We start from the raw sequence: 22402 nt of genomic DNA, 5'->3' as shown, positions 1-22402 counted from the left end.
CGGGACCCCGTCCGGTCCAAGACCGGGTTCTTCGCCATCGATAAGTCTCGCTTATCATCGGTACGTGGGACTGGAACGACTCGAGTACTTTCTCGCGCTGGCCGACGAACTGCATTTCGGCCGCGCGGCCGAACGCGTGCACATCAGTCAGCCCGCTCTCTCCCAGCAGATCAAGAAGCTGGAATCCGAGCTCGGGGCCACCTTGATCGACCGAACGAATCGCTCGCCGACGCTGACCGCCGCCGGCGAGCGGCTGCGCACGGGAGGGCAGGAGCTGCTGGGTGCCCACGCGCGGCTCTGGGAGGATGTCCGCGCCGCCGCGCAGGGCCGGACCGACACTCTTCGCCTGGCGCGAACCAGGTCGAGCACGGACCCCCTGATCACCGATCTGGTCTCCCGGTTCCAGGACGCGTACCCGACCGTGGCCGTGCACACCTCGACCGGCTGGACGGCCTGGAATCTCACCCAGCTCACCATCGGCACCTTCGACGTGGCCGTGGTCCGCGGCCATCCGCGTCATCCGGGGGTACGCACGATGCGCCTCGCGCGCAGCGAGCTGGTCGCCGTCGTCTCGGACCGACATCCCGCGGCGCGGCGCGGCGGGCCGATCGGCATCGCCGACCTCGCGGGCCAGGCGCTGGTGATCTGGCCGCGGGAACTGGGACCGGATTTCTACGACCGGATCGTCACCCATGTCCGCGACCGCTCCCGCCGGCCGATCATCCTCGAGGCCGACAACGCCAGCACCTTCGACGCCGTGGCCGAGGGGCGCGGCTTCGGCGTACTCGACCGCATCCGCGTACCGGATGACCATCCCGGGATCACTGCGTTGCCGTTCGCCAAACCACTGCGGGTCGATCTGCGGCTGGCCTGGCACGGGGAGCCGGAACGGGGCGGCGCGCTGGCCGGATTCCTCCGCCTGGCGCAGCGGGTGGCCGTGCGGACCTGACGCCGTCCGACCTCCGTCGGGCGGGCCGGTCAGCCCAGGGCGAGCCGCAGTGCGTGGTCGGGATCGGCGGCGACCAGCAGCCTGGCCCGCGCCTCGGGTGCCAGGAAGCCCGCGCTCTCGAAGTGCTCGGCCAGCCCCAGCAGCGGCTGCCAGAAGCCGCCGTCGTCCAGCAGCACCAGCGGCTGACGCAGGTAGCCGAGGTTCAACCAGCTCCAGATCTCGACCAGCTCCTCCAGGGTTCCGGACCCGCCCGGCAGGCAGATGAAACCGTCGCAGCGGTCGGCCATGATCTTCTTCCGCTGGTGCATCGACTCCGTGATCACCAGCTCGGACAGGTCGCCCCGACCCCACTCGCGATCCATCATCGATTGCGGGATCACGCCGACCACCGTGCCGCCGTGGTCGAGCGCGCCCTGCGACACCGCGCCCATCAGGCCGACGCCGCCGGCCCCGTAGACCAGGGCGGCCCCGCGCCCGGCGATGGCCGCGCCCAATCGGTACGCCGTGTCGGACCAGCGCTCCTCCACCCCGGGCGCCGAGCCCGCGAACACCGTCACCGCACCGGTCTGCCCCACGGTCACCGGGCCTGGTCGGCCACACCCCAGAAGATCGCCGCGGCGCCCTGGGCCATGCCGTTCTTGGTGTGGGTCCGGAAGAACGGCGATGTGCCGAAGAGCAGCACGCGCGATCCCGTAGCGGACTCGGCGGAGATCACCGATGCCCGGCCGGCGGCGAACTCGGGGCCGGACTCGCCGGCACCGCGCCAGTGCCCGGCCAACAGCGGGTTCCCGGGCCCGTATCGCTGCTCGGCGCGGGTGCCGGCTCCCAGGTCGACGAACGTCACCGGCGGGTAGACGAAGGCGCTGTCCTGGGCCGACGCGGCCAGCACCCCGTCGGCCGGCGTCTCGACGGCGACGATCCCGTTGCCGCTGCCGGTCCCCTGCACCGCGCGGGCATCGATCGCCCCGAGGTCGCCGGCGGCCCGCGCCGCCGCGAGCCCGCGGCCCAGCAGCGGATGACCGTCGGCGAGGTACGCCTCCAGCGCGGCCCGCCCGGCCGCCTGCTCGGTGGAGAACCGAAGATCGCTGCCGACCCAGACCGCGTCGGCATCGTCGAGCAGGCCGGGCTGCTCGGTCAGCAGTTGGGCGCCGATCGGGACCAGGTCGGTGAAGCCCAGTTCTGTCAGCGCCAGCCGGTCGTCCGCGGTGCCGGTGTAGGCGATCCGCAGCGGGCCGGACAGCCGGCGGGTCCCGGCATCGTCGAGTTGCCCCACTTGCTCGGCGGTGGCCGAGGTGATCGTCAGGTCGTGGCTGCGCCACAGTTCACGCAACTTCGGCAAGGCGTCGCGGCCGAGGATCGGCGTACCGTCGGACAGCAGCGCCACCTCGACGCCCGAGTCGAGCAGGGCGTTCAACGCCTGGTAGTCGGTCAGCCCGGCAAGCTCGAAGGTGAACGAGCGGGCGGCCCCGTCGATCCGGCCGACCCGGTCCGGGGCATCGACGCGGCTGCCGCGGATCCGGGTCCGGTCGGTGATGTCACCGGCTTTGATCACGTCCGCTCCCCACAGATAGGAGTAGGACCAGGCCGACACGTCGTACATGCTGGGGACCTTGGCACTGATGTCGGAGCCGCGGTCCAGCAGCGCGTTGGCGAGCGCGCGCAGCGGCTGGTTCATGTCCACCGCATACGAACCCACCGGATAGGTACGCCCGCCCAGTCGCAGCTCGCGGTCCAGCCGGGTGACCCGGATGTCCTGCGCGATCAACTGCCGCACCAGACGCTGTGCATCACTGCGCGAACGCTGATCATCGCCCATCGGGATCAGGTACGCGCGCGGCAGCGTGACCGGCTCCTGGTCATCGGCGGCGTCCCAGAACTCCTTCCACTCCGCGGGTCCGGGCACCTGGTCGATGGTGGCGCCGGTGAGCTGGGCCTTCGGCTCGCCCGCGACGGCGCGGCGGAAAAACTCGATCTGATTGGCCAACATGTCCTCGGCGTTCTCGTTGGTGTAGGCGACCAGGCTGTCGATCGTCTGCACGCCGACGGCGGTGTTGATCACGCCGTTCCCGGGCGTCTGGGAGTTGCCGTTCGGACGCTGCTTCGGCAGTTCAACGGTGCTGGTCACGGCACCGTGGAAGGCCGCGTACTGCGCGGTGAAGATGGGCGGGAAGTCGTCCCAGCCCGATGGGGTGTCGCGGTAGGGAATCTTGATGTGGGAGGTGGCCGGCCCGGTGTTCTCGTTGACCACCTGGCCGGTCTCGATGTTCAGGTAGGTGTTGCCGTCGATGTCGGCCGCGACAACATCGCGCTCGACCCGCAGCGCCGCGGCGTAGGCGTGGGGCAGGAACAGGTCGTACTCGTAGTTGTCGCCGTGCGGAGGGCCGCAGGGCTCGACCTGGAGCACGCCGGTGTAGCCGTGCAGATCGGCGGCGTACAGCGGCTGCAGGGCCTGGACGGTACGGACGAAACTCATCGATTCTGGTGTCGCGTTGGTGATCATGTCACGGTTCTCGTCCAGCCCGAGTGCCGTCTGCCGGGTGCCGAGCGCCCGGCCGTCCGGGTTCAGGGTCAGACTGAAGTAGAGCCGGCTCTCCGCCAGCAGCTTCGTCGTGGCCGCATCCTTCGCGGTGATCAACTTCTCGATGTAGGCCAGCGCGGCGTCGGTGCCCTCCCATTCGTTGCCGTGGATGTTGCCGCTGAACCAGATCGGGGTCTTGTAGCCGCGGGCGAGCCCGCGATCCCGGGCCGCGACATCCGGCCGGTCCCTGATCTTGTCGCGCCAGCGGGCCTGCTTCGCGGTCTCGGAACGCGACTCCGGGGCGGTGACGGTGACCAGGTAGAGGTCTCGCCCACCCGTGGTCTCGCCGACGACCTGCGCCGAGATCCGATCCGAGGACCGCATCCACGCGTTCAGCTTCGAGGCGATGGCGTGGTAGGGGGTCAGACCCCCGGTCAACGAGCGATCGTCCGGGTTGTCGGGGAAGGTACGCAGCACCGGCTGCGAGGGATAGGACGCGGGCATCGGCAAGGCGCCCGGTGCTGCCTGCCCCTGTCCCTTCGCGGCCGCCCGAGCCAGTGCGGCGGGCGAGGCGGGGGCAGTGGATGCGGAGTCCTCGCCGCGCCCGTTGGACGGTTCGGCATGCGCCGGACGCATGCCGGGCGCCAGCAGCCCGACGGCGGCGAGGACCGCCACCAGCAGCAGAATCGGTGAACGCGGATGCCGCATGTCGCCTCCCAGGATCGCCCGGGACCCCGAGCTGCGTCCCGTGGCCCCACCCTGCCCGATCCGGGCGGGTTCCACCACCGATTCGGGCCGATGCCCGATCGGAACCCGCAGCTTCGCGCATGCCAGACTCGAGCCGTGACGCCTACCCCCGATCCGGAGGCCCTGCCCGAGCGCAACGAGACGCCCGCGGAGCGGATGGACCGCAACTGGGTCGAGCTGTTGCAGGAGCTTCGCGTGCTGCAGACCGGTACGCAGATCCTGGCGGGCTTCCTGCTGATCCTGCCGTTCCAGCCCGCCTTCGCCGAGCTCTCGCTCGCTCCCCGGATCGTCTACCTCTCCGCCAGTGGGCTGACCGTGGTCACGACCATTCTCGTGCTCGCTCCGGTCAGCGCGCACCGGCTGCTGTTCCGCCGCGGGCGCAAGGCCCAGCTCGTCGATCTCGGCGACCGGATGGCCCGGCTCGGCCTGGCCAGCCTGGCACTCAGCCTGGCCTGTGTGATGTTCCTGATCTTCACCATGGTGCTCGGGCTCGTCGCCGGCGCCGTCGCCGCCGCGGTCGTGCTGATCATGGTGATCATGCTGTGGCAGGTGATGCCCTTCACCGCGCTCCTGCGACGCTGAGGCGGGTCAGATCCGCAGGTTGTCGATCAGCCTGGTCTGCCCCAGTCGGGCGGCGACCAGGGCCACCTCCGCCTCGCCCGCGCCCGCCGGCTCGGACAGGTCGGCGCGGCGTAGCACCGCATAGTCGGATTCGAACCCGGCAGAGCTCAGGGCGGCCATCGCCTCGGCCTCGACGGCGGGGAGCGGCGTACCCGCCCGCGCCGCGCCGGCCATCGCCGACAGCACCCGGTGAATGAGGCCCGCCCGGTCCCGCTGTTCGGTGTCGAGGAATCCGTTGCGCGAGCTCATCGCGAGACCGTCCGGCTCGCGCACGGTCGGCGCGGCGACGATCTCGACCGGCGCCGACAGGTCGGCCACCATCCGGCGGATCACCTGCAACTGCTGGTAGTCCTTCTCACCGAACACGGCGACCTCGGCGCGACTCTGGTTGAACAGCCGCGTCACGACGCTGGCCACCCCGTCGAAGTGGCCGGGTCGGTGCGCACCCTCCAGGACGTCGGTCAGCCCGGGCACGTGCACGGTGGTCGCCGCCCCGGGCCCGAAGGGATACATCGCCTCCACCGAGGGCAGCCAGACCGCGTCAGCGCGGTCGGCGAGCGCGGCGAGGTCGGCGTCGACGGTACGCGGATAGCGGTCGAAGTCCCCGCCGTCGCCGAACTGGGTCGGATTGACGAAGATGCTGACCAGGACCGCATCGGCCCGTTCCCTGGCGGCGGCGACGAGCGACAGATGCCCCGCGTGCAGATTGCCCATCGTGGGCACCAGGCCGATCCGGCGGCCGGCCGCGCGCGCCTCATCGGTCCAGGCGCGCAACTGCGCGGGCTCGGTCAGCGCCCGGGGCCGGCTCTGTTCACTCACAAGGCCCGGACCCCACCGGTCAGCTGGCGCGGGACCGCCGGGCGTTCACGAACGATCGCACCCCGATCACGACATAGCACGCCGTGATCACGAACAGCAGCACGCTGGTGATGATCGCCGACGGCCGCTCGGCGGTGCCGGCGAACAGTTGGCCGATCTTCACCACGTTCATCAACGAACCGAGCGCACCCAACAGGGCGATCACCAACGCGATGTGCACGACGATCTTGCGCAATCCCTCCTGCCGGGCCAGCACACCGCAGATCACGATCGGCACGCCGACGAAGGCCGGGATCAGCGCGGTCACGCTCACCGCGCCCGTCGCCAGGTAGGCGATCAGCCCGATCACCGTGAGCAACACACCAACGGTCAGGGTCAGCCTGGGCACGAGATCTCACTTCCAGCCGGGTACGGACCAGAAAGATACTACTCACAGTAGTAAAGATCGTCCAGCGCGGTGCGCCTCACTCCGGCGCGAGGTCGGTCTCGGCCTCCCCCGTCGGATCCTCGTGCACCCGGATGGTGATCGGCCGCAACCTGGCCCAGAGCAGGAACAGCGCCCCGACGGCGGTCATGGCGATCCCGGTCCACAGATTGGCATCGACACCGCCGGTGCGGGCGGCCTCGTCCGGGGTGAAGCCGACCAGGCCGACGATGATCAGCACGACCCCGTAGAGGCCGATCAGAGCGCCGATGAAGTTGCGGATGTCGAAGGCACCGACCCGCTCGGTGTGCACGCTCGATTCGGTCATGATCAGCTCCTCAGCCGAAGATCACATTCAGGATGATCACGATGCCCAGCGCGACCGCCGCCACCGGCACCGGCCGCTGCCACGGCTTCAGCTTGGCATCGTTCTCGTCACGAAGGTCCGCGCGCGGCGTCTCCGAGGCGACCAGCCCGCGCAGCTCGTGCGCCGGCTTCGGGGTGGTCACCAGCGAGACCACGACCGACAACACGATGTCGACCGCGAACGCCACCGACGCGGCCAGGAACGCGGCGCCCTGGCCGGGCAGGTTGATCACGCCGACCTCGGACAGGATGAAGACCAGCACCGCCGACAAGGTGCCGCAGACCAGGCCGACCCAGCCGGCGGTCGGCGTCATCCGCTTCCAGAACATGCCGAGGATGAATGTGGCGAACAGCGGCGCATTGAAGAAGCCGAAGAGCGTCTGCAGGTAGTCCATCAGGTTGGAGAAGTTCCCCGCGATCAGCGCGGTGAAGATGGCGATGATGCAGGCGGCGACCGTGGCGTACCGGCCGACCTTGAGGTAGTAGGCGTCGTCGCGGTCCTTGACCACGTACTGCTGCCACAGGTCATAGCTGAAGACCGTGTTGAAGGCCGAAATGTTGGCCGCCATCCCGGCCATGAATGCCGCCAACAGGCCGGCGATCGCCACCCCCAGCAGCCCGTTGGGCAAGACCTCGCGCATCAGCAGCAGCAGCGCGTCGTTGTAGGTGACGCCGGTCTGCGCCACGGCCGCCTCCTCGCCGGCGCGGTAGTAGATCTCCTTGAACTGCGTGAGCTGCGGCACCAGCACGGCCGCGATCATGCCGGGGATCACCACGATGAACGGTACGAACATCTTCGGGTACGCCCCGATGATCGGGGTCATCCGCGCGGAGTTGATGTCCTTGGAGGCCATCGCCCGCTGCACCTCGACGAAGTTCGTCGTCCAGTAGCCGAAGGAGAGCACGAAGCCGAGGCCGAAGATGATCCCGACCACCGACAGCACCGGATTGGCGAAACCGGAGAGCTGTTCGCCCGGCCAGGTGTGCAACTGTTCCGCGCCGAGCATCCCGTCGTTCGCGACGCGCTGCATCAGCCCGTCCCAGCCGCCGACCCGGTTCAGGCCGATCAGCGTCAGCGGCAACAGCGCCGCGACGATCACGAAGAACTGCAGCACCTCGTTGTAGATCGCGGCGGACAGGCCGCCGAGCGTGATGTAGGACAACACGATCGCCGCGGCGACGATCAACGCCACCCACAGCGGCCAGCCGAGCAGGCGATTGACGATGGTGCCGAGCAGGAACAGGTTCACGCCGGCGATCAGAATCTGCGCGAGCGCGAAGGACAGCGCATTCACCAGGTGCGCACCGGTGCCGAATCGCATTCGCATGAACTCGGGCACCGAGCGGACCTTCGACCCGTAGTAGAACGGCATCATCACCACGCCGAGGAACAACATGGCGGGGATGGCGCCGACCCAGAAGTAGTGCATGGTCGGGAAGCCGTACTGGGCGCCGGTCGCCGACATGCCCATCACCTCGACCGCGCCGAGGTTGGCCGAGATGAACGCGAGGCCCGTCACCCAGGCGGGCAGGCTGCGCCCGGACAAGAAGAACTCGATGCTGTTGGAGACGCCGCGCCGGGCGTACCAACCGATCCCGAGGACGAACAGGAAATAGACCGCGATCAACACGTAGTCGATCCACTGGGCGTCCAGCCTGATCTCATTCATGCCGATTCCCTTCCTACCCGGGCGCCGACGATCACTGCCTCCTTCGAGACTAGACCCATCAGGCGGGTACGCGCAGCAAACTCTTGATCGCGCGTCGCTCGTCCATCGCCCGGTACGCCTCGCCCACCTCGGCGAGCGGCAGCTCGAGGTCGAACACGCGCCCGGGCTCGATCTCGCCGTCGAGCACCAGGTCGAGCAGCCGCGGCAGGTACTCCCGCGCGGGGGCGATTCCGCCGGCGACCGTCAGGTTGCGCCCGAAGATCGTTTCTGCGGGCAGCTCGACCTCGTGCGGGACACCGACGAAGCCGATCACGCCGCCCGGCCGCGCGATCCCGAATGCGGTCTGCATGGACTGTGCCGAACCGACACACTCCAGCACCGAGTCCGGGCCGAGTCCGCCCGTCAGCTCGGCGATGGCCGCCTCTCCGTCCGCGCCGCGCTCGGCGACGATGTCGGTCGCGCCGAAGGCCCGGGCCAGGCGTTGCCGCGGCTCGTGTCGCGACATCGCGATCACCCGGTGCGCGCCCATCCGCGACGCCGCCAGCACCGCGCACAGCCCGACGGCACCGTCCCCGATCACCACCGCCGTGGCGCCCGGACCCACGCGGGCGGAGACCGCGGCGTGCCAGCCGGTCGACATCACGTCGGTCAGCGCCAACAGCGACGGCAGGTGGCTCTCGTCGTGCTCGACGACCTTGATCAACGTCCCGTCGGCCAGCGGTACCCGGACCGCCTCGCCCTGCCCGCCGTCGACGGGCAGTCCCTCACGATCGGGCGCGCCGTAGTTGCCGCCGTTGCGGCAGGACGGCTGTACGCCGTAGCGGCACTCCGGGCAGGTGTTGTCCGACCACCTGAACGGGGCGACCACGAAGTCGCCCGGGTGCAGCGTGCGCACCTGCTCGCCCACGGCCTCGACCACGCCGACGAACTCGTGCCCGATCGGGCGCGCGTCCGGGACCGGAGTCACTCCCCGGTAGCGCCACAGGTCCGACCCGCACACCGCGGCCGCGGTGACCGTGACCACGGCGTCGGTCGGGCGTCGGATCGTCGGATCCGGACGCTCCTCCAGCGTGATCGTGCCGCCGGGATGCATCATGGTCGCTTTCATGATCAGCGAGCCTAGCCCGGGTGCCGCCGGTCAGTGCACCGCCGGGAACTCCTTGCGGGCGAACGACGCGATCCGCTGCATCATGAAGGTGTCGACGCCCGCGCCGATCGCCCCACCCACCGCGGGCAGCGCCTTGCCGAGCCGGCTCAGGCCGCTCCTGGCCAGCGAGGCCGCGAGGCGGAAGCCGATCGCCTTGTTGATCACCATCATCGCGGAGCGGGGCAACCGGCTCAGGGCCAACCCGGCGAGCCTGCCGCCCGGCACCACCACGCCGGCCTTGGTCAGGATCTCGTCGGCATTCGAGCCGGTCAGGGCGAGCAGGACGGCCGTGCGTACCTGCGGGTCCGCGATGTCGTAGCCGCGGATCTTGGCGATCGCCGCGATCATCCGGGTGGCCAGCAGGTGGAACTCCACGACATTCACCGGCAGCGCGACGGGCATCGTCACGAAGCCGCCGAGGCCGGTGACGAATCCGCCCGCCGCGCCCTTGGCCAGGGTCTGGCGTACCACCTTGCCGATTGCGGCCTCCTCGCTCGACGAGCTCGCCAGCGCCCGGTCGGCGACGGTCGCCGCCGACGCGAACGGCCCGCGGCCATCGATCCCGATCTCGAGCAGGGCCCGGACCAGCGAGTCCGCACGGCCCTCCAGGCCCTCGTTCTTGGTCTGCTCGACCACCTGCCGGGCCTGTTCCAACACGCCGGCCTCGTCATCGTTGCGGGACTGCCAGGGAAGGCGCACGATTCCTCCAAATGTCGACATCGAGATTCTGTCGGCACTCTAGCCCCTCCGCCGATCGGCGTCGCGGCCCGGAACGACTCGTGGACGCGACCCGCCCCAGAACGCGAGCCGCCTCAGAACGACTCGCCTCAGAACGACTCGCCTCAGAACGACTCGACCGCGTACACCCCGCCGTTGGTCGCCGCGGCATTGCGGGCCAGGTGCTGCAGATCGGTCAGGTAGTCGACCAGCTCGGCCGGGTCGGCGCTGCCGTCGAAGGCATCGGTCGCGCTCCACGGTCCGGCGAGATCGGTGAACTCCTGGGCGTCCCGGTCGGCGATCTGGGCGACCAGCCCCGAGCCCAGGGCGACGACGCTCTGGGTGGCATCGGTCGCAACATCGTCGCGGACGGTGTACTCGTCGCCGTCGAGCTGGTCGAGCTGCTTGCCGGTGACCAGTTCGATCAACGCGGTGAACCGGTCGTCGTCGGGAGCGATGTCGCTGGTCAGCACCTCATCGCCGGTCGGCGGGTTCTTGAGCGCCTGCACGGCCTGATCGTCATCTGCTGCGGTGTAGTAGGTCGTCATGGGCCCATGCTGGGCCATCGAGCCGGCCGGCGGAAGGGGGTACGGAATATCCGGCGTCAACGAACGGTTGAGCGGGTGTCCGGGCAGCGCACCCCGCGCGCCGCCGAGCCGAAGGAGGCAACCGTGGACACCCGTTGGATCAACTACCGTCGCGCCGTGGAGGCCTTCGAGGCCAAGGACTACCGCAGCGCCATCCCGGTCCTGCAGGGGCTGTTGGCCGACCGGCCCGAGGCCGTCGAGGTGCGGATGCTGCTGGCCCGCTCCTACTACCACTCGGCATCGCTGGAGCCCGCCGCGGAGCAACTGCGCGTCGTGCTCGACCAGCAGCCGACCGAGGCGTACGCCCACCTGCTGTTGGCCCGGACCCTCGAACGCCAGTCGCGTGCGGAGGAAGCCCGGCCGCACCGCAAGCTCGCCGCCGTCCTGACCGGCGACGACACGCTGGCCGCGACGCACGAGGTCGGCCGCTGAGCCGTTCACCGTCTCGTCAACCGCGAGACACCAAGGGGGCGCGGGATCTGCGTACCCTGAACCGGTGAGCGAGACCAGCACGACCCAGTCCGAGACGCCCCCGGCGGATTCTGCCGGGGGCGTCGTGTCGCAGGTCGGCGAGCGGTGGCCGATCGACCTGGCCCGGCTCGAGGGCTATCGGGTGGTCGATGTGGACGACGACGACCCCATCCTGCTCGACGCCTCCGGGCGGCCGGTCGAGACCTGGCGAGAGGGCTACCCCTACACCGACAAGCTCGACCGCGATCGCTACGACCTGGAGAAGCGGCTGCTGCAGATCGAGCTGCTGAAATTGCAGAAGTGGATCCAGAAGACCGGACGCCGACTGGTGATCATCTTCGAGGGCCGCGACGCCGCCGGCAAGGGCGGAACGATCAAGCGGTTCACCGAGCACCTGAATCCCCGTGGCGCCCGGGTGGTCGCACTGGAGAAGCCGACCGACCGCGAGCAGACGCAGTGGTACTTCCAGCGGTATGTGGCGCATCTGCCCTCGGCCGGCGAGATCGTGATGTTCGACCGGTCCTGGTACAACCGGGCGGGAGTCGAGCGGGTGATGGGCTTCAGCACCGACGACGAGTACCGGCTGTTCATGGACGACGCGCCGGCCTTCGAGCGGCTGTTGACCCGCGACGGCATCGACCTGGTGAAGTTCTGGTTCTCGGTCTCCCAGGCCGAACAGCGCACCCGGTTCGCGATCCGCCAGGTGGACCCGGTACGCCAGTGGAAGCTCTCCCCCACCGATCTCGCCTCGCTGGACAAGTGGGACGCCTACACCGCGGCCAAGGAGAACATGTTCGCCCTGACCGACAAGCCGGATGCGCCGTGGACCGTGGTGAAGTCCAACGACAAGAAGCGCGCCCGGCTGGAGGCGATGCGGCACGTGCTGTCGCGCTATGACTACGAGAACAAGGACCGCGAGATCGTCGGCACCCCCGACCGCAAGATCGTCGGCCCCGCCGCCGAGATCTTCCGCGACGCCGAGGACTGAGCCTCGGCGGCACGCCGCTCCCGGGCTTGCCCACCCCTTGGGCTTGCCCGGACCCCTTGGGCTTGCCCGGACCCCGGCCTTGCCCGAAACCCCGGCCTTGCCCCACCCCCGAGGCGTACCCCTCTCTCCCCGCTCACCCAACACGTGCTCGGTCACCCAACACCTATAGCTGTTGGGTGACGGGACAAGTGTTGGGTGAGCGGTTGGGTGACGGGCAAGTGTTGGGTCACGGGGGCAGTGCTGGGTGACGGGCAGTGCTGGGTGACGGGGCAAGTGTTGGGCGAGCGGGGACAAGTGTTGGGCAAGCGGGTGTCTCAGCTCGCGAGGTCGCCGCGGAGTCGCCGGCGCAGGCGCTCGATGAGGGGCCACCGCTCGTCCAGATCGGTGGTGATCCAGCGCGTCATGCCATAACCCAGATCGCGGACCGCGTCCTCGCGTACCTTCTCGCGGATCACCACCGCCGACACATCCTCGCCCGGCCGGCGAAGCCGCCCGTACTTGATCATCCCGTCGAACTCGCCGGTGTGGCGCCACTGCGGCCAGTAGAAGTCGACGATCGCCACCGTCGCGGATCCGTCGGTGATCTTGTGTTGCAGGACCGGTGCCGGCAGTCCGGCATCGTGGAAGATCAACCTGCTGACCGACTCCCCCGGCGACTCGCTCCGCCCGTCGAGCAGGCCACAGATGCGGCGTGCACCGACGATCCCGCGCCATCCCGCAGCCCGGTCGAGGGCCGCGTCGAGCTCGTCCCCGCTCAGACCTCGGGCGAGCGCGGCATCGCCTGCGGCCACGGCCAGCGCACCGGGGTAGCGCCGAGCAAGATCGACGACGGTACGCGCCAGCGAGGTGACGCGCATCCCGGCGACGGTGATCACCTCGTCCTCGCGCAGCACGGAGGCGTGCATGACCTGGCCGGGGCGGATGCGCCCGCCGTGCTCGCGGTGCTTGGTCAGGTGCACCCGCCACAGGTCTCCGCGCCAGACGGGCAGACCGTGCAGCACCGCCGCCGAGATGTGACTGGCGCAGGCGTCGTTGCCCACGTGTGCCAGCGCCGCCCGCACGGCCAGTCGATGTTGCGCCTCGGGCGAGGCCGCGGGCTCCGGGTAGGCATAGGCACCGCGCCGCACGCGGATCAGCTCGCCGCGGCGTACCAATGCGGCGATTCCGTCGGCCGAGTGTCCGCGCGCGGCGAGGTCTCCCGGGGACAAGATCAGACCCGCCTCCGCCCGCGGCATCTGCTCGCCCATGCCCGGAGTCTTGATCAGCACGCGGGCCACTCGCCAGCCCCCTGTGGACAACCGGGTCTGCCCGAGCCCGGGCCGCCCGGTGCAATCCCTCCCCGACCCCCGCCGACGCACCACTTCCTCGGTCACCCAACACCTATTGCTGTTGGGTGACCGAGCAAGTGGTGGGTGAGCGCTCCGATCGGGCCCGGCTCAGTCGGTGAGGAGTGTCTTGTGCAGCGGGCTCGGGAAGCGGACCCGGAAGCGGGTCTCCCCGATCCACCCGGCGACTTCCTCGGCGCGGGTGGTGATCTCGTGGCGACGCCGGGCCGGCACCTCCTCGAACCAGTGGATCCGGATCTGCCCGTCGGCGCGCTGCGCCCAGGTTCCGACCACCCGGCCGTCGGCCCAGACGGTCGGCGAGGCGTTGCCGGCGCGGTCGAAGGCGTCCCGGGCCGCCGTTTCCGGGAGGTACCACCGCCGGTGCTTCCATCCCATCGTCGTCGGGTCCAGCGTCGGCAACAGGGCGACCCACGGCCCCGGGTCGGCGAAATCATGATCATCGGGCGCCAGCCAGCCGGGCCCCTCGGACAGTTCCACCGGCTCGGCCCCCGCCGCGGCCAGCGCGTCCCGGGTCAGCGTCTTGGTCCAGCCCATCCACCACTGCAGATCCTCGGCCGTCGCCGGACCGAATCGCCGCAGCCAGGCGCCGGCCAGTTCGGCCGCGCTCTCGGCGAATGGCGGGCCGGCGAGCTCGCGGCCGAGCCAGTCGGCCGTCGGCAGCCAGGCGAACTCCGAGGTGTGCCAGCCCCCGACCGGGGTGGTCCGGGTCACCACAGCCTCGAAGCCGAGCAGGGTGAGCAGGCGGGTGTGCGCGGACTGGGCGACCTCCCATTTCGTGCCGGACCCGGCCCGGAGCCCGGTGTTCAGCCGCGGCAGGCGCTTGCCGATGGCCCGGGAGTTCAGCGGCCCCTCGGCGCGCAGCAGGGCGAGCACCTCGGCGGTGGCGTCGGCGATCCAGCGCTCCGGGGCATCGATCCCGCTGTCGGTGAGCATGCGGACCAGCAGCCGGCATTCGTTGGCGGCGATCTTGCGGGTGGCGGCCTCGTGCATCAGCGCCATCGTGGGGACGCCCGCCACCCAGAGGGTGCGTCGCATCGCGTGGTGGCGGACCAGGGTCTTGTCGGCCAATCGCTGCTCAACCGCCGACGGCTCCGGCGTCGCCATCCGGGCCCAGGCCGACAGATGCACGGTCGGCGGGTCGGTGGCGTGGAGCGCGAGCACGGCGTCGGCGATCGCGCCCGCATCGTCGCACCGCGCCGCCGGGGCCAGCAGGTGACGAGCGCCGAGCCGGGCGCGCCGCTGCGCATCGGTGATCCGGCGTACGCTCATCCCCGCCGCCTATGCCGCCGGGTCGGCATCGCGGTCGGTACCGCGCAGGCGGGCGATCCCGCTCATCAGGTGGTAGACGACGATCGCCGCGACCGATCCCAGTGCGATCCCCTTGAAGCTCAGCGCGCCGGCGCTGAAGGTGAAGTCGGCGATGGCGATGATCAGCGCCACCGCGGCCGTCAACTGGTTCGCGGGCCGGGAGAAGTCGACCCGGTTGTCGATCCAGATCCTGATTCCGATCACCCCGATCAGCCCGTAGAGCACGGTCGTCACGCCCCCGATCACCCCGGGCGGAATGGTGTTGATCAACGCGCCGACCTTCGGCGACAGGCCGAGCGCGACGGCGACGACCGCAGCCACCCAGTACGCGGCGGTCGAGTAGACCCGGGTCGCCGCCATCACCCCGATGTTCTCGCCGTAGGTGGTGGTGCCGGAACCGCCGGCCGAGCCCGAGAGCGTCGTCGCCAGCCCGTCGGCGAACAGCGCGCGCCCGGTCAACGGTCCGAGATCGCGGCCCGTCAGTTGGCTGACCGCCCGCACGTGGCCCACATTCTCGGCCACCAGGACCAGCACCACGGGCAGGAAGATCGGCAACACGGCCGGATCCAGCGTCGGTGTCGAGAACTGCGGCAGCCCCACCCAGGCGGCCGCAGCCACGGTGGCGAAGTCGACCTCGCCGCGTACCACCGCGACCAGATAGCCCACGACCACGCCGAGCACGATCGCCATCCGCCCCAGCAGGCCCCGGAACACGACCGTGGACAAGATCACCACCGCCAGCGTGATCACCGCCGTCACCGGCTGCTGGACGAAGTTGTCCCGGGCGGCCGGGGCCAGGTTGAAGCCGATCAGGGCGACGATCGCGCCGGCCACGACGGGCGGCATCAGGGCATCGATCCACCGCGTACCGGCGACGTGCACGATCGCGCCGACGATCATCAACAAGACGCCGATCGCGACGATCCCACCGAGCGCGCCGCCCGGCGATGCGGCGGCAGTCACCGGGGCAATGAACGCGAACGACGACCCCAGGTAGCTCGGCAGCCGGTTGCCGGTGATCAACAAGAACAGGATCGTCCCGATCCCGGAGAACAGGATGGTCGTGCTGGGCGGGAACCCGGTCAGCACCGGCACCAGGAAGGTCGCGCCGAACATGGCGAGCACATGTTGGACGCCGAGTCCGACGGTCCGCGGCCAGGACAACCGCTCGTCCGGCGCGACGATCGCTCCCGGCCGGTCCGGTACGCGTCGCCAACGGAAGCTGCGGGTGGGGCCTGCGGTCTGGCTCGGGTCCGGATCGATCACGGCGACAATCTAGGGCCCCGCCGCGACCGCGCGCGCCCGGCGAACGACAACCGGACCCCCCTTGCCCGATGCGACCGGGGTTCGGCAGGGTGAGAGCAATCGAATCACTTCGAAAGGACTCGCCATGGACCGCATGCCCCCCACGGTCATTGACGACATCGACGGCCCGCGACGGCCCGGCCGCAGGGTGCTGGCCGCCGTCGCGGTCGGCGCACTCGCCTGGTTCGCGCCGATGACTCCCGCCCGGGCCGAGCCGCTGCCGCCCGCCGAGGACGCCAACGGGATCACCGTGCAGCGGGTGGAGCGGGTGGAGAACCTGGACCGCTCCTATGACTACCGGATCTCCTCGGACAAGGTCACCGACGACGTCCAGACGACCTACGGCCTGTCCCTGCGCGTAACGCTGCCCGAGGACTACTTCTCCTCCGACCGCGACTACCCCGTGCTGTACATCTACAACGGCAATCCCGGCAACTACCGCGAGTGGACCGAGAAGGCCGGCCTCGAGGACGCGACCGACGGCACCGAGGTGATCTATGTGTCGGTCGAGGGCGGCGAGACGAGCTGGTACACCGACTGGAAGGGGTCCAACGGCTCCGGGCGGAAGAACGACTGGCGGACCTTCCACAACGAGCAGGTGGTGCCGTTCATCGACGCCAATCTGCGCACCATCGCCGATCGCGACCACCGCGGCGTGGCCGGCTTCTCGATGGGCGGCTTCGGCGCGATCCGGTACGCCCAGCAGTATCCGGAGCTCTATTCCTACGCGGCATCGTTCTCCGGGGGTCTCGACCTGGAGGACCAGGTGATCCGCGGCGCCGTCATCGGCAGCCTGACCGTGCAGGGCTGGAACCCGTACGGCCCGTTCGGCCCGGTGGTCTGGCCGAAGGACGGGGGCTGGAAGGAACAGAACCCGGTGCGGCATGCGGGCGACCTCGCCGACACCACGGTCAGTCTGTACGCCGGCTCCGGCGCCAATGACGCAGACATCTTCGAGCGCGGGGCCGGCTGGTCGACCCGCACCTTCGCCAGGTCGCTGGCCGCCGCCGGCGTGGAGCACCGGTTCGACATGTACGGCCGCAACGTGACCTATCAGGGCCGGCGCTGCAACGGCGGACACAACTGGGACTGCGCGGGTCTTGCCTTCGTCACGGAGCGCGAGCGGATGTTGGACGCGCTCACCGACGGCTCCGGAGGCTGATCGGACCGCCCGCGGCCGATGTCGCGGCGGCGACGGTTCGGACTCCGATCAGGACGAAGGCAGCGCCGGCGATTGTGTGCAGGGCGAGGAGCGTCGTCGCGGTGCGCGGATCGTGGGCGCCCAGCAGCGGAAGGGGAATGCTGAGGGCGGCGAGCACGCCGCCGAGGACGATGACGCCGCTCGCCGCCCGTCGGGATCGTTGCGCCGCCAGCCACACGACCAGGGACCCGGCGAGCACCGGGACGGCGGTCTTCCACGCAACATCGACACCCGTGACGAGATGATTCGCCGGCCCGATCCCGGGGTCCACCAACAAGGTGGCCCCGACAGCGCGGGCGACGCCGAAGCAGGCGAGATTGAGCGTCGTCGCGATCAGCGAGACGGTGGCGGCGGTGCGGGCAAACCGCCCGAAGCTCGGGGCGGCGCGACGGTTGCCCGCAGGAGCGGGGGCGGTTGCCGACGGTGTGGTGATCATGGCGTCGTCCTCAGGGTGTTGCGGCGGAAAAGGTGACACCTCTCAGACAGAACCGGGCCGCCCGCTGTGACAGTGCCGCGGGAACCTCTGCACAGCCGCTCTCGCGATCAGCGCGCCGTGCGGCGCGCCCGCTGGAAGTCGGCCCGGATCGCCCAGGCGTCGCCGACTCGTCCGAGATGGCCGAGCTTGTCGGGATTGCTCACCGCAAGAATGGTCGAGATCTGATCGCCTGCGACGTCGAGCACGAGGGCGTACACGACCCGGCCGCCGGAATCGCGCGCGATGGCGCCGGGCTGTCCATTGATCGGGTGCCGCTCATGGCTGATCCCGATCCGCGCGAGCACCGGGCCGACCGATCCCAGCACGCGTGCCACCTGTTCCGCACCGGTGACGGGCCGGACCAGGGCCGGGGCGTTGCCACCGCTGTCGCCGGCTATCCGGACATCCCGGGCAAGCAGCGCCCGGAGGGCGTCCACGTCGCCATCGGTGAAGGCCGCGAAGAAGCGCGCGGCAAGTTCGTCCCGGTCACGACCGTCCGCCTCGAAGCGGGGGCGTCCCGACTCCATGTGGCGACGAGCGCGAACCGCCAGTTGACGGCAGGCTGCTTCGGAACGTTCCAGCGTCACGGCGATGTCGGAGAAGGCGAAGTCGAAGACCTCGCGCAGCACGAACACGGCCCGCTCCGGCGGACTCAGGTGCTCCAGGAGCCGAAGCGCGGCCATCGACACCGAGTCCGCCAACTCTGCCGAGCGCTGCGGGTCGGCGTACGGATCGTCGAGCAGTGGTTCGGGCAACCACACTCCGACGTACTCCTCGCGCCGGACCCGCGCGGATCCGAGCACATTGATCGAAACCCGGGTGACCGCTGTGCACAGGTACGCCTTCGGCGACCTCGGCACGGTGCCGACCGCCGCATAGCGCAACCACGTCTCCTGGACGGCGTCCTCGGCCTCGGCCACACTGCCCAGAATCCGGTAGGCGATCGAGAACAACAGGGGTCGCAGCGCTTCGAACTCCTCCGCTCGATGCATCTGCGTCTCCCCCGTCGGATTGGTCAGGACTCCCGACGAATCCGGTCAGCCAGCGTAGCGAGCAGCCGAACGCGCCCTGGCCTTGGCCGCCTCGACCTCGCGGTTCTTCGGCGGGGCGGAGGTGACCAGGGCATCCAGCAGGTGCCGGGTGCTGTGCGCGACCTCGGCGACGGCGCGGTCGAATGCCGCCTGGTTGGCCTGGCTGGGCTTGGTCGTCCCGGCGATCTTGCGAACGTACTGCAGCGCGGCGGCGTGGACCTCGTCGTTGGTCGCCTCGGGTTCGAAATTGTGCAGGGTGCGGATATTGCGACACATGCGGGCAGCTTAGGCCTGACACGTGCGCCGGCGACCTGCTCGCCCTAAGCTCAACCCTGTCAGTTCGAGGGCTTGGAGGCCGCGACATGAGCATCGACGCTCCGCAGGGCAACGCGATCCGCACCGATCCCGACCTGCCCCCCGTGGCGGTCCAGGAGCCGCCGGGGACCAGCCTGCGGGCCAAGATCGTGATCGGCATCATCGCGCTGCTGGCCGCGATCGGCTGGGTGATGATCGCGGTCGTCCGGGGCGAGCAGGTGAACGGACTGTGGTTCGTGTTCGCCGCCGTCGGCAGCTACATCATCGGCTTTCGCTTCTACTCCAAGCTGATCGACCGCAAGATCGTCCAGCCCGACGACACCCGGGCCACCCCGGCCGAGATCCTGAACAACGGCAAGGACTTCCTGCCGACCGATCGGCGGGTGCTGTTCGGGCACCACTTCGCCGCGATCTCCGGTGCCGGACCGCTGGTCGGCCCGGTGCTCGCCGCGCAGATGGGCTACCTGCCCGGCACCATCTGGATCATCGTCGGGGTCATCTTCGCCGGCGCGGTCCAGGACTTCTTGGTGTTGCACCTGTCCCTGCGCCGCCGCGGCCGAAGCCTCGGGCAGATGGCCCGCGACGAGCTCGGCCCGATCGGCGGCTGGGCGGCGATGATCGGCGTGCTGACGATCATGATCATCCTGATCGCGGTGCTCGCCGTGGTGGTGATCGGCGCACTGGCCGAGAGCCCGTGGGGTGTCTTCTCCGTGTCGATGACCATCCCGATCGCCATCCTGATGGGGATCTACCTGCGATTCATCCGCCCCGGGCGGGTCTCCGAGACCTCGGCGATCGGCGTGGTGCTGCTGCTGTTCGCGATCATCGCCGGCGGGTGGGTGGCCAACTCCTCCTGGGCGGAGTTCTTCACCCTCGAGCCCGCGACCCTGGCGCTGTGGCTTGCCGCGTACGGATTCCTCGCCTCCGTGCTGCCGGTCTGGCTCCTGCTCGCTCCCCGCGATTATCTGTCGACCTTCATGAAGGTCGGCACGATCATCCTGCTGGCCCTGGCCATCGTGATCGCGCAGCCGGTGATCCAGATGCCGGCGGTCACCTCCTTCGCCTTCACCGGGACCGGCCCGGCCTTCGCCGGCGCGCTGTTCCCCTTCTTGTTCATCACCATCGCCTGCGGCGCCCTGTCGGGCTTCCACGCGCTGATTTCCTCGGGGACCACGCCCAAGCTGATCGAGAAGGAGAAGCAGGCCCGCCTGATCGGTTACGGCGGCATGCTGACCGAGTCGTTCGTCGCGATCATGGCGCTGGTCGCGGCGGTGGCGATCGATCAGCACCTGTACTTCGTGATGAACGCCCCCAAGGGCGTCACCGGCGGCGAGCCGGGAACCGCGGCCGCCTGGGTGAACAGCCTCGGCCTGCTCTCCCCCGGCGGCCAGCCGCTGCCGCCCTACCCGGCCGAGCAGATCGCCGCCGCCGCGCAATCGGTCGGGGAGGAGTCGATCGTCTCGCGGACCGGCGGCGCGCCCACGCTCGCCTTCGGGATGTCGCACATCCTCGCCCAGATCCCGTTCCTGCCCGCGGCCCAGGCGTTCTGGTACCACTTCGCGATCATGTTCGAGGCGCTGTTCATCCTGACCACCATCGATGCCGGTACGCGGGTCGCCCGCTTCATGCTGACCGACACCTTGGGCAACTTCCCCGGGATGAGCCGCTTCAAGGACCCCTCCTGGCGCGTCGGCGCCTGGCTCTGCTCGGCGATCGTGGTGGCAGCCTGGGGGGCGATCTTGCTGATGGGCGTCACCGACCCGCTCGGCGGGATCAACATGTTGTTCCCGCTGTTCGGCATCGCCAACCAGCTCCTTGCCGCGATCGCGCTGGCGGTCGTGTTCACCGTCGTGGTCAAACGCGGGCTCTACAAGTGGGCCTGGATCCCCGGGCTGCCGCTGGCCTGGGACCTCGCGGTCACCCTCACCGCCAGCTACCAGAAGGTCTTCTCCGCGAACCCGAAGATCGGCTACTGGGCGCTGAATGCCGCGGCCCGGGAGGCGCGCGCGTCCGGCGCGGAGAGCTTCCAGACGGCGACCACACCCGCCCAGATCGACGCGGTGATCAGGAACACCACGGTCCAGGGCACCCTGTCGGTGATCTATGCGTTGCTCGTGATCATCGTCGTCATCGCCGCCCTGTGGGCGTGCGCGAAGGCCGTTCGCGGGTCATCCGGGCCGCCGACGGAGGACGCGGTGGTGCCGACCCGCATCTTCGCCCCGGCGGGATTCATCCCGACCGCCACGGAGCGGGCCGTGCTGGCCGAGTGGCAACAGGCCGGCCTGGACCCGTCGCCGGACCGGCCGCGGCCGGTCACCGCACCCGCCGACGGTGAGCGACGATGACCGCGGTGCTGGAGCGGGCCTGGCGGGTGGCCAGTTGGTACGTCGGCTCGATCATGGGCGATCGGGCGTACCGGCGCTATGTCGAACACCTGCGCGCCACCCACCCGGATGCGTCGGTGCCGACCGAGCGGGAGTTCTGGCGTACCAGACACGCCGAGGCCGACGCGCGCCCCGGCATGCGCTGCTGCTGAGCAGAAAGTTCAAAAGGTCTGACTCCAGACCATTGACAGGGACCGGCGGTGCCCCGACAGACTGGGGACCATGACACAACGGGCCGCCACGACCGCCGTCGGGCAGATCCCCGCGGTCGTGCTGCGTCCCGTACGGGCCCATCACGCGTTCGAGGCCTGTGTCGAGCAACTGGCCACGGCCATCCGGCTCGGCGCCTGGGCGCGGGGCGAACTGCTGCCGCCCGAGCGCGAGCTGGCCGCCCGGCTGCAGGTCTCCCGGGCCACCCTGCGGGAGGCGATCGCGGCGCTGCGGGCGGCAGGCATGGTCCGCACCCGACGGGGGCGCGGCGGCGGGACGGAGGTCACGTCGAGCCCGACCGTGCCCAACGACGACCCGGACCAAGCCGGCGCCATCCTGGGTGCCGGCCCGCTGCCCGGCCAGCCGCCGCGTACCGATCAGCTCCTCGACACCCTGGTCTATCGCCGGATCGTCGAACCGGGCGCCTGCGAGTACGCCGCGAGCCTCACGCTCGCCCCGGCACAACGCGAACTGCTCGCCGCCAGCCTCGCCGAGGTCGAGGGCGCCGGGGATCCCGCCGAGCACCGGCAGGCCGACGCCCGCCTGCACCTCGCGCTGGCCGGCGTCACCGGCTCGGCCGCGATCACCTCCGCGGTGACGCATGTCCAGGCCGACCTGCACACGATGCTCTGCGCCATCCCGTCGCTGCCGGTCAACATCGATCACTCCACCGACCAGCACCGCAGCATCGTGCGGGCCGTGCTGGCCGGCAACCCCGCCCGGGCGCGCCGCGCCATGGAACGCCACTGCGACGACACTGCCGCGCTGCTGCGCGGCTTCCTCGGCTGAGAGAGAAGGCACGC

General features: G+C 70.1%; 23 protein-coding genes. 8 read left to right on the top strand and 15 right to left on the bottom strand.

The features are described 5' to 3' along the window. Positions 1–64 precede the first annotated feature (64 nt). Positions 65–949, top strand: a complete 885-nt coding sequence (locus GGQ54_RS16305; protein WP_179446301.1) for a LysR substrate-binding domain-containing protein — start codon at positions 65–67, stop codon at positions 947–949. 29 nt (positions 950–978) lie between these two features. Here the strand turns inward: GGQ54_RS16305 and GGQ54_RS16300 are convergent, their stop codons facing one another. Both GGQ54_RS16300 and GGQ54_RS16295 read right to left on the bottom strand, forming a co-directional pair. Beyond that, positions 979–1530, bottom strand: a complete 552-nt coding sequence (locus GGQ54_RS16300) for an LOG family protein (protein WP_343046004.1) — start codon at positions 1528–1530, stop codon at positions 979–981. Then, positions 1527–4175: a M14 family zinc carboxypeptidase gene (locus GGQ54_RS16295; protein WP_179446300.1), complete on the bottom strand. Its 2649-nt coding sequence runs from the start codon at positions 4173–4175 to the stop codon at positions 1527–1529. Before GGQ54_RS16295 ends, GGQ54_RS16300 begins: the two co-directional genes overlap by 4 nt. A 135-nt stretch (positions 4176–4310) precedes the next feature. On the opposite strand from GGQ54_RS16295, the gene GGQ54_RS16290 reads away from it, so the two are divergent. After that, a complete protein-coding gene (locus GGQ54_RS16290) occupies positions 4311–4796 on the top strand; it encodes a DUF6328 family protein (protein WP_218843909.1) in 486 nt (161 codons plus the stop codon). Positions 4797–4802: 6 nt separating this feature from the next. On the opposite strand, the gene panC is transcribed toward GGQ54_RS16290, so the two are convergent. From panC to GGQ54_RS16255, 7 genes are all read right to left on the bottom strand, one after another. Next, positions 4803–5654 (bottom strand): pantoate--beta-alanine ligase, encoded by an 852-nt coding sequence (gene panC, locus GGQ54_RS16285; protein WP_179446299.1) that lies wholly within the window; start codon positions 5652–5654, stop codon positions 4803–4805. A gap of 19 nt (positions 5655–5673) precedes the next feature. Continuing rightward, positions 5674–6042: a hypothetical protein gene (locus tag GGQ54_RS16280; protein WP_179446298.1), complete on the bottom strand. Its 369-nt coding sequence runs from the start codon at positions 6040–6042 to the stop codon at positions 5674–5676. Between the two features lie 76 nt (positions 6043–6118). Next, on the bottom strand, positions 6119–6406 hold the full coding sequence (locus GGQ54_RS16275; RefSeq protein WP_179446297.1) for a hypothetical protein: 288 nt from the start codon (positions 6404–6406) through the stop codon (positions 6119–6121). A 10-nt stretch (positions 6407–6416) separates the two neighbouring features. Continuing rightward, positions 6417–8114, bottom strand: a complete 1698-nt coding sequence (locus GGQ54_RS16270) for a sodium:solute symporter family protein (RefSeq protein ID WP_179446296.1) — start codon at positions 8112–8114, stop codon at positions 6417–6419. Positions 8115–8172: 58 nt separating this feature from the next. Beyond that, positions 8173–9222, bottom strand: a complete 1050-nt coding sequence (locus GGQ54_RS16265) for a zinc-dependent alcohol dehydrogenase family protein (protein WP_179446295.1) — start codon at positions 9220–9222, stop codon at positions 8173–8175. 30 nt (positions 9223–9252) lie between these two features. Further along, positions 9253–9981, bottom strand: coding sequence for an EcsC family protein (locus GGQ54_RS16260; protein WP_179446294.1), 729 nt, complete (start codon positions 9979–9981; stop codon positions 9253–9255). A gap of 122 nt (positions 9982–10103) precedes the next feature. Then, on the bottom strand, positions 10104–10526 hold the full coding sequence (locus GGQ54_RS16255) for a hypothetical protein (protein ID WP_179446293.1): 423 nt from the start codon (positions 10524–10526) through the stop codon (positions 10104–10106). Positions 10527–10649: 123 nt separating this feature from the next. On the opposite strand from GGQ54_RS16255, the gene GGQ54_RS16250 reads away from it, so the two are divergent. Both GGQ54_RS16250 and ppk2 read left to right on the top strand, forming a co-directional pair. Further along, positions 10650–10997: a tetratricopeptide repeat protein gene (locus GGQ54_RS16250; RefSeq protein ID WP_218843908.1), complete on the top strand. Its 348-nt coding sequence runs from the start codon at positions 10650–10652 to the stop codon at positions 10995–10997. Positions 10998–11121: 124 nt separating this feature from the next. Next, entirely contained in the window at positions 11122–12024 is a 903-nt protein-coding gene (gene ppk2, locus GGQ54_RS16245; protein ID WP_179446681.1) for a polyphosphate kinase 2, read from the top strand. Between the two features lie 314 nt (positions 12025–12338). On the opposite strand, the gene GGQ54_RS16240 is transcribed toward ppk2, so the two are convergent. The 3 genes from GGQ54_RS16240 to GGQ54_RS16230 form a co-directional block, all read right to left on the bottom strand. Further along, positions 12339–13271: a type IV toxin-antitoxin system AbiEi family antitoxin domain-containing protein gene (locus GGQ54_RS16240; RefSeq protein WP_218843907.1), complete on the bottom strand. Its 933-nt coding sequence runs from the start codon at positions 13269–13271 to the stop codon at positions 12339–12341. A 189-nt stretch (positions 13272–13460) separates the two neighbouring features. Then, positions 13461–14639, bottom strand: a complete 1179-nt coding sequence (locus GGQ54_RS16235) for a winged helix DNA-binding domain-containing protein (RefSeq protein WP_179446291.1) — start codon at positions 14637–14639, stop codon at positions 13461–13463. A 9-nt stretch (positions 14640–14648) separates the two neighbouring features. Further along, positions 14649–15944: a uracil-xanthine permease family protein gene (locus GGQ54_RS16230; RefSeq protein WP_343046003.1), complete on the bottom strand. Its 1296-nt coding sequence runs from the start codon at positions 15942–15944 to the stop codon at positions 14649–14651. A gap of 124 nt (positions 15945–16068) precedes the next feature. Between GGQ54_RS16230 and GGQ54_RS16225 the strand changes: the two genes are divergently transcribed. Then, complete coding sequence (locus GGQ54_RS16225; RefSeq protein ID WP_179446290.1) at positions 16069–17145, top strand: alpha/beta hydrolase; 1077 nt, start codon at positions 16069–16071, stop codon at positions 17143–17145. Here GGQ54_RS16225 and GGQ54_RS16220 read toward each other — a convergent pair. The 3 genes from GGQ54_RS16220 to GGQ54_RS16210 form a co-directional block, all read right to left on the bottom strand. Next, positions 17123–17620 (bottom strand): DUF6069 family protein, encoded by a 498-nt coding sequence (locus GGQ54_RS16220; RefSeq protein WP_179446289.1) that lies wholly within the window; start codon positions 17618–17620, stop codon positions 17123–17125. The two genes, GGQ54_RS16225 and GGQ54_RS16220, sit on opposite strands and share 23 nt — an antisense overlap. A 107-nt stretch (positions 17621–17727) precedes the next feature. Further along, entirely contained in the window at positions 17728–18651 is a 924-nt protein-coding gene (locus GGQ54_RS16215; protein ID WP_179446288.1) for an RNA polymerase sigma-70 factor, read from the bottom strand. Between the two features lie 45 nt (positions 18652–18696). After that, positions 18697–18966 carry a DUF2277 domain-containing protein gene (locus tag GGQ54_RS16210; RefSeq protein ID WP_179446287.1) on the bottom strand — a complete coding sequence of 90 codons (270 nt, stop codon included), beginning with the start codon at positions 18964–18966 and terminating at the stop codon, positions 18697–18699. An 86-nt stretch (positions 18967–19052) separates the two neighbouring features. On the opposite strand from GGQ54_RS16210, the gene GGQ54_RS16205 reads away from it, so the two are divergent. From GGQ54_RS16205 to GGQ54_RS16195, 3 genes are all read left to right on the top strand, one after another. Further along, positions 19053–21350 carry a carbon starvation CstA family protein gene (locus GGQ54_RS16205; RefSeq protein ID WP_179446286.1) on the top strand — a complete coding sequence of 766 codons (2298 nt, stop codon included), beginning with the start codon at positions 19053–19055 and terminating at the stop codon, positions 21348–21350. After that, the gene (locus tag GGQ54_RS16200; protein ID WP_179446285.1) at positions 21347–21541 is read left to right on the top strand and encodes a YbdD/YjiX family protein; all 195 of its coding nucleotides are present in this window, start codon (positions 21347–21349) and stop codon (positions 21539–21541) included. Before GGQ54_RS16205 ends, GGQ54_RS16200 begins: the two co-directional genes overlap by 4 nt. A 70-nt stretch (positions 21542–21611) precedes the next feature. Then, complete coding sequence (locus GGQ54_RS16195; protein ID WP_179446284.1) at positions 21612–22388, top strand: FadR/GntR family transcriptional regulator; 777 nt, start codon at positions 21612–21614, stop codon at positions 22386–22388. The last annotated feature ends 14 nt before the right edge of the window (positions 22389–22402 follow it).

The organism is Naumannella cuiyingiana, from assembly GCF_013408305.1.
In the GTDB taxonomy this organism is placed as follows: domain Bacteria; phylum Actinomycetota; class Actinomycetes; order Propionibacteriales; family Propionibacteriaceae; genus Naumannella; species Naumannella cuiyingiana.
Note: the sequence above shows the minus strand (reverse complement) of the source record. Positions and strands in the feature narration are given on the sequence as shown.